A 13,897-nucleotide genomic window follows, 5' to 3' on the forward strand; every position below is an offset into this window, starting at 1 on the left:
GAATTTTTTACAGTTTTCAGTTCTAATTACACTATAAATTCACACTATTAAAGGAGGATTAATTATGAGTTCTTTTTCAACAAGTATGGATTTAGTCGAGTTTATCGGTAAGCTTGGTGACTTAAAGGATGAACACTACCACATGACCCTTGCCTTTAGCGCAATGATCGAATTGATGATTGAAAAAGGCCTGATCTCCCGCCAAGAATTAGATCGCAAGACCGCTGAACTTGATCAGCTTATGACTGGCTCAGCTTATCCCATGGCGTAGGTTGATCATAATACGTATCACACAGTCTGAACTCACTATCTTTGAAAAAACAGCCCCGATCCTCCATTGCGCCGCGTACCGACATTTTTGCCAAATCCATCATATTGTGATCCCGGCTTAAATGCGCCAAATAGGTCCGTTTGGTCCGCCCTGTAAGAATTTCGCTAAGCGCAGCTCCAGCTGCCTCATTGGAAAGGTGACCCATGTCGCCTAGGATGCGCCGTTTCGTATTCCACGGATAACGTCCCATTCTCAGCAATTCGATATCATGATTCGCCTCCAGCACCAATACATCTGCATCTGAAATTGCATCTCTTACCTTATCACTAACATAGCCCAGGTCTGTAGCTACACATAACTTCTCTTTTCCATCATAAAAATTGTAACCCACTGGCTCCGCTGCATCATGAGAAATCGCAAAGGATTCTACTCGCATACTGCCGAAATCCTTGTGCTGGCCAGACTCCATGATCATACGGTTATACTCCGGTATTTTACCAATTCCCTTCTCGATAGCTCCCCAGGTATTGGTGTTCGCATAAATCGGAAGATCGTATTTACGGGCCATGGCCCCGAGTCCCTTGATATGATCGGAATGTTCGTGTGTAACTAGAATCCCGTCTATATCATTACCCGTTAGTTCACGCATGGCCAACAGCTCATCGATCCGCTTGGCACTAAAACCTGCGTCAATCATAAGTGTTGTCTCCCCGTTTCGTACCACCGTTACATTGCCGGTAGAACCACTGGACAGTACTGTAAATGAAATCCCCATTTTCCTTACTCCTTCTACTCTGTTGTCTTAGGACTGATGATGTCCGCACTAATAGCATCCACATAATAGGCATTGCCGTTCTCCAGCATAAACCGCCACATCGGCGAAGCTACCTGACTTTCCGAGTTGAACAGCTCACCGTAATACCCCAGCTCAATCTCCTTCACTACGGAATCTGCCGGAAAATACTTCTCTATCAAGCTACTAAGTGCTTGCGATGCTGGAAGCACCTTCTGTTCTTTATCGCTGCTGCTTGTCCCTATTTCAATCTTCGGCCAGCGGTAAGCTACGATTTTTTGATCACTGTTAATCAACTCTAGCCTAACACGGAACAACGACCACTGATTTTGAACCAGCGGATGAAGAACAAACTTCCCAACCTCACTTTCCTGTGAATCAAAGCGATAATTGGAAATATCAGGAATCTTATCCTCAAGCGCCTTGCTAAGCTCTGAGAAGGAAGAATAGATCAGCTTGCTGTCTATAGGTACATCTAATTTAATTGGTGGTTCAGTCTGCTCTTCAGCAGAATAACGATAAGTAATGTTAGGAAGCTGCGGGGTAGAAGCCGGAATGGGACACAATACACGAATCCCTTTCTGCTCCATTACGGCTTGGGTCTCAGCAGACAGGGAAGTAAAATCAAGATTAGCACTAACCTGATCGCGCAAATCGACCCACAGCTGGTAACATAGCAGCAGATTCAGACCTAAAAAGGCGCAAATCAGTACATTTTTAGCTCTTCCCCAATCCATACCCGAACCTCCTAATTGTTATATGAACCACTTGTCCATTAATTTAAAGTAAGAACACTGCCATCACTAAGTGTAACTTTCCAGACAGGTATCAGCTCCAGATGATCTTCCTTCACCTCAGGCACATAAGCAGGCGTTAAATCCTTCACTGCCGAAGTTTTACTGACCAGAGACAACCTATACTCCAGATCCGCACCTCCAGATAGCTCCACTACCTTTTTTACGGCCTTACTTTCATCTATATAGATTAGAGAACGTTCATAAGAGGATACTGTTCCCTGCTGCAGTTCCAGATTTATTACACCATACTGTAATGATGAATTGCTCATAATCGGATAGGAGCCGTACGGATAGGAGCCATAATATTGTTGAAAAGAGACCTTTCTCTCCTGTCTGCCTTCCTCTGTAGCCTCCAAACGGTAAGTCCCATTCCATCCGCCATGCTGGTTCACAAATTCTACAGCTTCCAAAGCATCCTTGGCAGGGGTACTTTCTCCAGCTGGAAGCGCTGCAGGGTCACTATAGCTCATCCAGTTCTTACCCTGGTCCACCTGAAGGCTCCGTTTGCTGTCCGTATAAATCTCCGAGCCGTTTTTCTCCCGAATATATCTAGTGCTTCCAACATCGAAGAAAAGATTACTCTGCATTTGCTCTATGGTGTACATCCCGGAAGGCATGTCTACCTGAACCAGAGAAATCTTACTGTCTGGCACATAATAATCCCCGCTTACGGTCTTGTAAGGCGTCCAATTCTTACCGAAATCAACATGCTGCTGCACATCCTGAACCGTTAAATCCGCTTTTGCCGCTTCGTATATGATGTCGCCTCTCGTACTGAAGAAAATTGCATGGGCCTTGGAATCATTCTTAATGTTATAGATCCAAATGCGATCAATGCTTTCTCCTTCAAAAAGGGAATCTGGCGATAACTGCATCACCCGCTGCAATAACGTTACCGGAATGCCCGCTCCGAATGAAAGCTCAATCCCAGGATTCTCATTGCGGATCTTATCCCAATCATAATCCTGTACCGAATGCCGCTGGAAGCTTTCGAAGCCACGACCTTTTAAGCGATTCATGATCAAGCTATAGAACGTAGAGTCCGGATAAAAAAGCGTATGTTTGCCTTCCCCCATATGGATGATCATTTTGTCAGGGTATAACAGGTTCTCTACCTTCTCTTCCGGACCCATATTATCTGTCTTCACATACAGGTTCTCAGAAAGCACTGCTGAATCAGCACCAGGCAAACGGTAGATCAAATAATAGCTTTCAACCAGGCTTCCGAGCACGAGCAAGGCTAGAATGCATGATTTGATTCGTTCCTTCATGCCTCACTCCCCCTTTGCTCGTTCAAAGGCAGGGTAAAGGTTACCTTTGAACCTTCATTTAGCTCGGATTGCAGGGAAATGGAGCCTCCATGTGCCTTCACAATTTCCCGGGCAATGGAAAGGCCAAGTCCGGTGCCTCCCATGTTCCGCGAACGTGCCTTATCCACGCGATAAAATCGTTCGAAGATCCGCTCGATATCCTTTTTCGGAATCCCTATCCCCGAATCACGCACAGAAATGGAGAGCATTCCATCCTCATTCTTCAACGCTTCCAGTTCAATCGTACCGCCTTCTGGCGTATATTTTAGCGCATTGGAGACCAAATTCCCCAAGACCTGATCGATTTGATCGCGATCAAGCCACGCCGTGGTAACATCTTTGCGGACCCTTGTACTTATATCTATACGCTTCTGCCGAATTTGAAAAGAAAAACGATCCGCCACATCCTCCAGCATCTCGGTAATATCCGTCTGCTGAATTCGAAGAAGAGCTTCCTTGGAATCCAGACGGGAAAGATGCAGCAAATCCGTGACCAGACGAATCATCCGTTCTGTTTCGTTGCGAATAACCCCAACAAACCGTACCGCCAGCTGCGGATCTTCAAGTGCTCCATCATCCAGTGCTTCAACATAGCTTTTAATAGTGGTAAGTGGTGTTCTTAGCTCATGCGAAACGTTCGCCACGAACTCCCGGCGTGATTCCTCCAGATTCTCCTGTTCGGTGACATCCTGCAGCACAGCAATTGTGCCGGCAATGCCACCCTCACGACGATGAATGGGAGTAAACGTCACTCTTACGATATTAGAATCTTCTCCACCCATATGGGTCAGATGAAGCATTGCAGATTGGGCATTACCTTTAGCCAGAGATCCGCTTTGTTCGTAATCTAAGCCCAACAGTTTATCTAGAGGAGCGCCTTCCGGCAACGGGCCTTCATTTCCGAGCATCAGTGCTGCCCGCCGATTCATCAGAATCACTACTCCGTTCTCATCTGTAGCCACAACACCATCACTCATGTTCGTCAGAATAGAGGTAAGCTTCTCCTTCTCCTCTTCATTCTGCGAGAGTGCCTCACGCAATCTACCGGTCATATAATTGAACGCCTGACTGAGTTGTCCAATTTCATCATTTCCTAATACAGGCATTTTACGATTGAATCGGCCTTCAGCGACAGCCGTAGCATGCCTCGTCATTTCCTTAATAGGCTGCGTGATGGTGTGCGCCAGAATGACGCATAAAACAACCGTTAACGCTAGAGCTAACAGCAAACCTGAGATAAATACACTATTGATCCGGCCCATCGTGGCGTACAGATCCTTCATGTCAGCAGCAATATAGATTGCGCCCACTACCTTGTCACCCGAAAGCACAGGCTTAGCCACAACCTTTTTACGCACATTATCATCAGCAATAATATATTCCTCGTTATCACTGATGCCCTGCAAGGCCCGATTCACAACTGTCTGGGTGTTACGCTGCCCGACATAGTCATTCTGCGAGGGAACGGAAGTGGTGATGATTTTGCCGCTGGCATCCAGTACTTGAATCTCAGCCCCGTTAATGTACAGATTATTGACCATCCCGCGCAGACTTTCCACAGCGGTTTCCTCATCTGCGGTTCCAGCCTCACTACCAAATTTATCAGCAGTCAGGATAGACAACATCTCAGCACGTGCTTTAAGGTCCTTGGTGAAATTATCTGTTAATGAGTTCTTCATCGAGCTGACAAAATAAACCCCGATCAACTGCATAGCTATCAGAATTAGCAATACGTAAATAATAATAAGTTTTGCCTGAATTGTCCGGATAAAGGACCGCCACTTCATCACAGTCCTCCATTTTTAGGGCTATGCATCAAATAGCCGAGTCCACGCCGAGTATAAATATATTCGGGCTTGCTGGGGTTCTCCTCAATTTTCTCTCTTAGACGACGGATCGTCACGTCAACGGTCCGCACATCACCGAAATACTCAAATCCCCACACTGCCTGCAGCAAATGCTCCCGAGTCATCACCTTACCGGCATGTTTGATCATATAGTAGAGCAGCTCATATTCACGATGGGTCAAGTCAAGCGGCTCCCCGCCCTTATAGACCAAATACATATCTGTATCTATAAACAGATCAAAATGATAAATGCCCTGCTTATTCTCTGCTGGTTCACTCGCCATCCCCTGTGGTGACGGTTTATGCTGTCTCCGCATCTGGGCTTTAACTCTGGCCAGCAATTCACGTGTACTAAAAGGTTTGGTCACATAGTCATCAGCACCAAGCTCCAGGCCAAGTACCTTATCAATCTCTCCGTCCTTGGCTGTAAGCATAATGATAGGAATGTCCAAGTGCGCAGAACGCACCTCGCGGCAGACGTCCATACCATCTTTGCCGGGCAGCATAAGATCAAGCAGCATAAGATCGGGCCTTTTGGACAATGCCAGCTCCACTGCACTGTTGCCATCAAAAGCACAAATAACCTCGTAGCCTTCTTTTTCTAAATTAAATTTCAATATATCAGCAATAGGCTGTTCATCATCTACTACCAGAATCGTTCCCATCTGCATGTCCCAGCTTCACCTTCCTATCCTTACTTAATGATCATTCCCTTTATTTTAACATACCTGTCTAACCGTCACATCCTACGAAATAAGCAATCCCCCTGCCCAGCAAAAAGAAACGGCTTTGCCGTCACTCGTAGATTAAAAAAAATAAAAACCGCCCGATTGAAATCGAGCAGTTAAAGGACAAAGTATGAATTATTGCAAATACTTCATTGGATTTACAGCAGTGCCATTCTTCCGAATCTCAAAATGCAGATGTGTACCCGTCGAACGTCCGGTGCTGCCCATTACGCCAATCTTGCCACCCTGCTCCAAGCGTTGGCCTGTAGAAACCGAGATGCTTTTTAAATGACCATAATAGGTCTGGTATCCGTTGCGATGATCTACAATAACTACATTCCCGTATCCACTCTGCACACCTGCAAAGATCACGGTCCCGGCATCAGAAGCTTTTATATTCCGATTGCTAGATACCATATCAATACCCTTATGGGCACGGCTCCAACGCTCGCCGAAGCTACTTGTCAGTGTCGCCCCGCTTACCGGCCAACTGAACATGCCTGTTCCTTCACCAACAACCTTCGTTCCCCGATAAACAACTTCTGGCAGCGAGGCTTGTATAACGGTCTGGCCTAACCATTCTTCTTGGACGACCGTACCATTTTCCTTCGTTACCCGATACTCCATTTCTTTAAGTCCAGTTTGCCCTGGACGAACGACTTTGCTTTTGCCTGCCGCTAGCTGATCGCTCGAACGCACAACCACTTCCGGCTCAGTCACTATTTGCTCAGTCACTTTTTCCACAGTTACTACTGTAACATCTGGTTGGGGTACCTTCAGCTTCAGTGTATCTCCAATCTTCAACGTCAGCTCTTTCACGTTAGGATTGTTACTATAAATCTCTTTTTGGGTGATTTCAAACCGTTTGGCAATCCCCGAAATCGTATCGCCCTCTTGAACGGTATAAAGAAGGGGGGCCTCTTTACCTTCCGTAAGTGTCTGGACCGCTGCCTCCACATCCAACACTTTATTAGGATCTGCTTTGATAGGAACGATAGAAATATCTTCACTAATCTCTACCGACTCTACTTGCTCCGGAGTCTTCGCTTTTGCAGCAGATGAGCTGGAAGCAGCCGTTCTTGTTAGCTTACTAGCCGTCGTTGCTACTTCTGCTTGTGGGACATAATGATTTTTTACCCCTTCGAGCACAGCATTAGCAGTTTCCTGATCCTTAACTATGCCAACCGCCTTGCCATCTACCATCAATTGCACGCCTACTGCATAAGCTTTCAGCATTCCATCTAGTTTAGTAAGTGTCGCCTCACTATCAACTTCTGGCTTGTATGCTTTCTGCTCTTCTATTGTAATGCCCTCTGTTTGCAGCACCATGGTTGAATTCGGATATTTCTCCTGATATTCTCGTTGTTTCTTATCGTATAGCTGGTTAAGCTGCGTCTGATCGGTAAGTCTTCCGATTTCTTCACCCTTCACCAACACTTGATAATAGGTAACCGTGTTAGCAGCTACATACCTTTTCTCTGCTCCAACCAACACCGTAGCTAGAAGCACAAGGCCGACAGATCCCAAAATCCAAGCGCGCCGAAATCTGCGAGTACCTTTCTCTTGTTGAAAGTGTTTGGAGTCGTGATCGAAATTGTGGCTCTGTTGAACATTCGCCTCGGACTCTGCTGGATGTCCATCCTGCAGCTTGCTCATCCGACGCATGAACTTAAATCCCTTCATGAAACTCTCCCTTTCAGTCCGCTTTTACTTCCGACAAAAGCGGCCAAGCTAATTGTACGACCTCGATTATATAGATTACATCCATGTAAATTTCTGCGTATACTAGTGCTTAATTCCTGCTTCTAATGAACCTATAAAAAGGTTGTTAAGGAGGTTACAAAAAATTAACCTCTTGAGGTCCTTGTTTACTGTACCATAGCTTAGAGAAAAATTTCAACTTTAGACATAACAAAAAACCCGCCAAATACGCGGGTTTTTTGCGCAAATATGAAATTTTAACCTTTTTCATGTGTCTATAAAGTGACAATTACAAATGCTATTGCGTAGATTCTGTAGTTGGTGTAAGCATTTTCATTATGCTCTCATATTCGTCTGCATCAACATATTTTGCAATTACCTGCTGCAGCTCTTTAACCTCATCTTCTGTTAATCCATCCTCCATCGCTGTTGAAATTTTTGCCATCTCATCCTGGGGTAGTTTGGACATCAAAATATTGAATATATTTACCTTCTCTTCCGATGGAAGATTATCTTTAAAGTCACTGAGTGCCTCAGGTGTCATTACTAATTGTTGGTCACCAACACTTCCACTTCCGCTATCAGCTGAACTTTCGGTTGTAACTTGCCCCATAACTGGTAAGGCATCAGTCGGAGTATTATCATCTACGGGCTCACCCTTGCCTTTAGCTGGCGAATCCGTGCTTTTGTCGGTTTCCTTTCTAACTGTACTCCCTGTGGTTACTTCTTTATTAGCTGTATCCGAGTCAGATTTGTTATCCATGCCAATAATGCTCCGAATCATTCCTCCAAATCCCGGACCGGGAGTATTCACTTTAATATCGAAGCTAGCCAGTACCGACTGAATATAAGCATTTACAACCACGCCCGTTGTTAGAATTGAAAGAGTGCTGGCAAGTATCACAATCAGACATACGCTAAGTGCACGCTTCACGATCTTCATCTTCATTTCTCCTCTCACCTATGTCCAAGTCTATCCGGTAGATCATGTACATGTTCTTCTATACATCCAGTATTGACTAGAACCGGCCTTGGGAAACGTCTAGGCATAAATCTAGGCCCCAAAAGAGAGATATATAGTCCTCAGAACAAAAAAAAGAGCCTCTAACGAGGCTCCTTAGTATAACTAGGACTTAGATATAAATTGGCAATACTTGATTCGTCTGCTCACGATTACGACCCACTGAGAAGATAGCAATCGGAATACCCGTAAGCTCAGATACACGTTCAACATATCTGCGTGTATTGGCTGGAAGATCATCCAACGTTTTTGCAGAAGTAATATCTTCGCTCCAGCCTGGAAGCTCTTCATATACCGCTTCACATTCTGCCAGCATTTTGAGGCTAGCAGGGTAATGAGTAATTACCTCACCACGGTATTTGTAGCCTGTGCAGATCTTCACAGTCTCAAGTCCGCTAAGTACATCCAGCGAGTTAAGAGATAGCCCTGTGATTCCACTTACACGACGAGCGTGACTCACAACTACACTGTCGAACCAGCCTACACGGCGCGCACGTCCGGTAACTGTGCCATATTCATGACCTGTTTCACGGATATAATCACCTGTTGCATCATTCAGTTCTGTAGGGAACGGGCCATCTCCAACACGAGTGGTATAGGCTTTTGCAACCCCAATAACCTGTTTGATTTTGGACGGTCCAACACCAGAACCTATGCACACCCCACCGGCAGATGGGTTGGATGAAGTAACAAACGGATACGTACCTTGATCGATATCAAGCATTACTCCTTGCGCACCTTCAAACAACACTTTGCGATCCGCATCAATGGCTTCATTAAGAATAACAGAGGTGTCTGTTACATAATTACGCAGCACTTCTGCATATTCCAGGTATTGAGTCAGAATCTCTTCTACGTTAAGAGCTTCCGCACCATAGACCTGTGTAATCACTTGGTTCTTCTCTTGCATCAAGGGGCGGAGTCTCAGTTCGAATTCCTCAGCGTCCATCAAGTCAGCAATACGGATACCGTTGCGTGCTGCCTTATCCATATAACAAGGACCGATACCTTTACGTGTAGTACCAATCTTGTTCGGACCCTTACGGTCTTCTTCGAGAGCATCCAGCACCATATGGTATGGCATAATGACATGAGCACGATCACTGATCACTAAGTTCTTAGTGTCAAAACCGTTCTCGTGAATATAATTAATTTCTTGGATCAAGGCAGCCGGATTAATAACCATTCCGTTACCAATTACACAAGTTTTCTCTTTATAAAATACACCCGAAGGGATCAAGCTGAGCTTAAACTTCTCACCGTCAATCAGAATCGTGTGACCGGCATTATTGCCCCCTTGATAACGGGCGACCACATCTGCACTTTCCGCTAGAAAGTCAGTGATTTTCCCTTTACCTTCGTCTCCCCATTGTGTTCCCACGACGACTACCGTTGACATGTTCATTCCTCCGTAGGTGCTACTTAGCACCATTATTTTTCATAATATGGGCCCTATACGTCATTCTTATGTACGTGGCCCTCCGGACGCCAAGCAGATTTAACCCGCTAAAGGACAATTCTCAGTGTAACAGCGGTTTTTTTCAAAGTCAAATAAAACGAACGATTACACAAAGAAATGTGCAATCGTTCGGGAATTATACATGTCAGGTTTAACCAGCAAAGGGTTCCGCATGTGCTCGCTCGTAGTTAACGAACTTGTTGAAATTTTTAAGAAAGACAAGTTCTACCGTACCTACGGGACCATTACGCTGTTTAGCTATAATGATCTCAATAATATTCTTCTTCTCCGTATCTGCATTGTAATAATCATCACGATACAGAAACGCAACAATGTCGGCATCCTGCTCGATAGAACCCGATTCACGCAAGTCACTCATCATTGGACGTTTATCCTGACGCTGCTCTACACCCCGGCTTAACTGCGACAGGGCAATAACCGGCACATCCAGCTCGCGGGCAATCTGCTTCAATGTACGAGATATATCCGATACTTCCTGCTGACGGTTCTCTCCGCCTTTACCGCGGCCCTGAATGAGCTGCAAGTAGTCGATGACGATCATGCCAAGTCCTTTTTCCTTCTTCAGTCTCCGGCACTTTGCACGAATATCGGTTACCGTGATACCTGGTGTATCGTCGATATAAATCTCCGCTTCAGATAGAGACTGAATGCCCATCGTCAGCTTGGACCAATCATCATCACTCTTGAAGTCACCGGTACGCATAATATTGGCATCTAAGTTGGCTTCAGCACAAATCATCCGCTGTACCAGCTGTGGCGCTGACATTTCCAGACTGAATATCGCAACAGTTTCTTTAGCGCGTACTGCCACGTTCTGTGCAATATTCAGGGCGAATGCAGTCTTACCAACAGATGGACGAGCCGCAACAATGATCAGATCGTTACGTTGGAATCCGTTAGTCATATGATCTAAATCCACAAATCCGGTTGGGATACCTGAGGTACCCCCCTTATTTTGATGAAGCAACTCAACCTTGTCGAACACTTCCATCAAGACATCGCGGATCGCAATAAATCCACTGCCGCTCCGCCGGTTGGAGATTTCAAGAATACGCCGCTCTGCATCACTCAGCATATCGGCTACATCTTCACCGCCAGTATAACCTTCGCTCACAATTTGCGTGGCTGTGCGAATCAAACGGCGCAGCATGGCTTTCTCTTCGATAATCTGGGCGTAGTATTCTACGTTAGCAGCAGTAGGCACGGCATGCGCCAGCTTAGCTAAGTAGCTAACACCACCAATATCTTCAAGCTCTCCTTTGTCCTGCAGTCTGGACGTAAGTGTAACAAGATCAATCGGCTGGCTCTCTTCTCCGAGCTGCACCATCGCCTCAAAAATCATTTGATGCGCTTTATCGTAGAAGTCTTCGGTATTCACCCGTTCCATTGCAGTAATGAGCGCTTCATCCTGCAACAGAACCGCACCAATTACCGCCTGCTCGGCTTCAAGATTCTGCGGGGGAACCCGATCGAAAAAGAGATCTCCACCCATGTTACTCCTCCGTTACCTCAACCTTAAGTGTGGCCTTTACTTCAGTATGCAATTTTACGCTTACTTGAAATACTCCTATATGGCGAATTGGCTCACCTAATTCAATCTTGCGCTTATCAATAGTAATTCCTTTGGTGGAAGCCAGTGTCTCAGCAATCTGTTTGCTTGTAATAGCGCCGAATAAACGTCCGCCTTCACCTGATTTTGCTTTCATTGTCAGTGTTAACTCGTCAAGCTTCTTACCCAATTGCTGTGCTTCTTCTTTTTCGTTATCTTTACGGCGTTGTTCAGCAGCTGCTTGATTCTCCAGCGTCTTCACGTTGCCTTCCGTTGCCGGACGAACCAATCCACGTGGCAATAAGAAGTTGGAAGCATAACCTTCGGATACCTCTTTAACCTGACCTTTTTTACCTTGACCCTTAACATCTTTTATGAAAATGACCTTCATTCGAATAACCCCTCTTTCGATTCGATTTCCGCCAGCACCTGCAGTAATCTGGCTTCTGCTTCTTTACATGTTCCTTCAAGCTGTACTGCGGCATTGGACAGATGCCCACCGCCGCCTAATTTCTCCATCACGACCTGTACATTCATACGTCCGAGTGATCGGGCACTAATGCCAATCAGGCCGTCAGGCCGCTCGCTGATGACGAATGAAGCGACTACGTTGGTCATCCCAAGCAGCGTGTCCGCAGTCTGAGCAATAAGAAGCTGCGGGATTTTCATGCCTGGTGCCGTAACTACGAGCGCGATTTGGTCATACACCATTCGCGCATGTTTGATAATTTCGGCTTTGGAAATATACTCCTGTAAATCCTCCTTCAGCATGCGCTGAATAAGTACGGTATCGGCACCATTCCGGCGCAGGAAGCCTGCCGCCTCAAAGGTACGCGAACCCGTATGGAGCGCAAAGTGCTTTGTATCCACCGTGATCCCCGCTAACAACATTGTAGCATCCAGCGGACTGATCTTTACCTTCTCATGGATATACTGAAGCAGCTCTGTCACCAGCTCACAGGTCGATGAAGCGTAAGGTTCCAAATATACCAATACAGCATCATTAATGAACTCTTCACCTCTGCGGTGATGATCCACCACTACGATTCTGCTGGCATATTGTACTAGCCGCGGCTCCATCGTCATAGACGCCTTATGTGTATCCACAACAATAAGCAGGGTATGCTCTGTCATGATCTGTAGGGATTGCTCCGTTGTGATGAATGACTTATACAAATCGTCATCCTTACGAATCTGCTCCATCATGTTAGTTATCGATGGATTTGGAGTCTCCATCACAATGCTAGCCTCTACATTATACATCTGCGCAGCCCTTAACAGGCCGATTGCAGCACCCACAGCATCGATATCCGGTGTCCGATGACCGAGGATCAGCACACGATCGCTCTCCTGCATCAGATCCCGCAAAGCATGCGCAATGACCCGCGCCCGCACTCGGGTACGCTTCTCAGCAGCATTACTCTTGCCACCGTAGAAGGATAACCGTTGGCCTGCTTTTACAGCCGCCTGATCACCACCTCGACCCAGCGCCATGTCTAGACTGGATTGGGCCAATGCCCCTAATTCACTTGCAGAGTCTGCGCCAAAGGCCAGACCAATACTCAGTGTCATAGGTACCTTGAGATCAGCAGTCATTTCTCTGACTTCATCTAGAATCACGAAGCGGCTCTCTTCCAACGCTTGCAGGCTACGATGATTAAGCAGCATTAGATAACGTTCCGAGGACAACCGCCGCAGATAAACCTCAAACTGCTTACTCCATTCAGTGATCTCACTCGTCACCTTAGCAATCAGCGAGGTTCGCTGTTGATCATCCATTCCTTGAGCGGATTCATCCAGGTTATCCATCATCACTATGCCGATCGCCAGCTTCTCATCCTCATACCGCTCACGTAACACCACAAGCTCAGTGATATCATACAAGTAAAGAATACGCTCACTCGGAATAATGACAGCTTGATAAAATCGTTCATCCACGGTGATCTCAAGGCGGGTGTCATGGAGCACACCTTCTTTGCCGACCTCCCGCTTACCCGCTGCAGCACCTGTAAAAAAAGACTGCATATCAGGCAATAATTCTTGCAGTGATTCCCCAACTAAAGACTTGCGTGCGAAAATATCGCCGGCATAGCGGTTATTCCATTCCACCGTTCGATCCTCGCTAAACAGAATGATTCCAAGCGGCAGCATGCTGACTGCTTCGCCCTCTACCCGCTTAATGCGGAAAGACAGCCCATTAATATATTCCACCAGATTACGACGGAACGAGATCTCCGCTTTCAACATATAGAAGCATAAAGTACCTGACAGAAACAGGCCGGCGACCCCAAGCGCCCAGTTATAAACACTGACAATTATAATAAGGACCAACAGCAGCATGAACGCCCATACGGTATGATAGCCGTGCCAGCGTCTTTGCAGAAATTTAGGCATGAACTC

Annotated in this window: 12 protein-coding genes; 1 reads left to right on the forward strand and 11 read right to left on the reverse strand. The window is 46.1% G+C overall.

Features of this window, described 5'->3' with window-relative positions; translation table 11 throughout:
- Positions 1 to 64: 64 nt before the first annotated feature.
- Complete coding sequence (locus NYE35_RS30835; protein WP_036677826.1) at positions 65 to 271, forward strand: hypothetical protein; 207 nt, start codon at positions 65 to 67, stop codon at positions 269 to 271.
- Here NYE35_RS30835 and NYE35_RS30840 read toward each other — a convergent pair.
- The 11 genes from NYE35_RS30840 to NYE35_RS30890 all read right to left on the reverse strand — a co-directional run bounded on the left by NYE35_RS30840 (position 240) and on the right by NYE35_RS30890 (position 13,891).
- Positions 240 to 1,046 carry an MBL fold metallo-hydrolase gene (locus NYE35_RS30840; protein ID WP_036677825.1) on the reverse strand — a complete coding sequence of 269 codons (807 nt, stop codon included), beginning with the start codon at positions 1,044 to 1,046 and terminating at the stop codon, positions 240 to 242. The two genes, NYE35_RS30835 and NYE35_RS30840, sit on opposite strands and share 32 nt — an antisense overlap.
- A gap of 14 nt (positions 1,047 to 1,060) precedes the next feature.
- Positions 1,061 to 1,801 carry a two-component system regulatory protein YycI gene (yycI, locus tag NYE35_RS30845; protein ID WP_036677823.1) on the reverse strand — a complete coding sequence of 247 codons (741 nt, stop codon included), beginning with the start codon at positions 1,799 to 1,801 and terminating at the stop codon, positions 1,061 to 1,063.
- 38 nt (positions 1,802 to 1,839) lie between these two features.
- On the reverse strand, positions 1,840 to 3,132 hold the full coding sequence (locus tag NYE35_RS30850; protein ID WP_036677820.1) for a YycH family regulatory protein: 1,293 nt from the start codon (positions 3,130 to 3,132) through the stop codon (positions 1,840 to 1,842).
- Entirely contained in the window at positions 3,129 to 4,958 is a 1,830-nt protein-coding gene (gene walK, locus NYE35_RS30855; RefSeq protein WP_036677817.1) for a cell wall metabolism sensor histidine kinase WalK, read from the reverse strand. Before walK ends, NYE35_RS30850 begins: the two co-directional genes overlap by 4 nt.
- Positions 4,958 to 5,689 (reverse strand): response regulator YycF, encoded by a 732-nt coding sequence (gene yycF, locus NYE35_RS30860; protein WP_036677815.1) that lies wholly within the window; start codon positions 5,687 to 5,689, stop codon positions 4,958 to 4,960. The genes walK and yycF overlap by 1 nt, the downstream gene beginning before the upstream one ends.
- A gap of 192 nt (positions 5,690 to 5,881) precedes the next feature.
- The gene (locus NYE35_RS30865; RefSeq protein ID WP_076099794.1) at positions 5,882 to 7,429 is read right to left on the reverse strand and encodes a M23 family metallopeptidase; all 1,548 of its coding nucleotides are present in this window, start codon (positions 7,427 to 7,429) and stop codon (positions 5,882 to 5,884) included.
- 316 nt (positions 7,430 to 7,745) lie between these two features.
- Entirely contained in the window at positions 7,746 to 8,390 is a 645-nt protein-coding gene (locus tag NYE35_RS30870) for a hypothetical protein (protein WP_341122406.1), read from the reverse strand.
- 190 nt (positions 8,391 to 8,580) lie between these two features.
- Positions 8,581 to 9,867 carry an adenylosuccinate synthase gene (locus NYE35_RS30875; RefSeq protein ID WP_036677809.1) on the reverse strand — a complete coding sequence of 429 codons (1,287 nt, stop codon included), beginning with the start codon at positions 9,865 to 9,867 and terminating at the stop codon, positions 8,581 to 8,583.
- A 211-nt stretch (positions 9,868 to 10,078) separates the two neighbouring features.
- Positions 10,079 to 11,440 (reverse strand): replicative DNA helicase, encoded by a 1,362-nt coding sequence (gene dnaB, locus NYE35_RS30880; protein ID WP_036677807.1) that lies wholly within the window; start codon positions 11,438 to 11,440, stop codon positions 10,079 to 10,081.
- Position 11,441: 1 nt separating this feature from the next.
- Positions 11,442 to 11,888 (reverse strand): 50S ribosomal protein L9, encoded by a 447-nt coding sequence (gene rplI / locus NYE35_RS30885; RefSeq protein WP_036677804.1) that lies wholly within the window; start codon positions 11,886 to 11,888, stop codon positions 11,442 to 11,444.
- A complete protein-coding gene (locus NYE35_RS30890) occupies positions 11,885 to 13,891 on the reverse strand; it encodes a DHH family phosphoesterase (RefSeq protein WP_036677802.1) in 2,007 nt (668 codons plus the stop codon). Before NYE35_RS30890 ends, rplI begins: the two co-directional genes overlap by 4 nt.
- Between the last annotated feature and the right edge of the window lie 6 nt (positions 13,892 to 13,897).

Origin of the sequence: Paenibacillus sp. FSL L8-0494, from assembly GCF_038003695.1 — a bacterium.
Classification (GTDB): domain Bacteria; phylum Bacillota; class Bacilli; order Paenibacillales; family Paenibacillaceae; genus Paenibacillus_AQ; species Paenibacillus_AQ odorifer.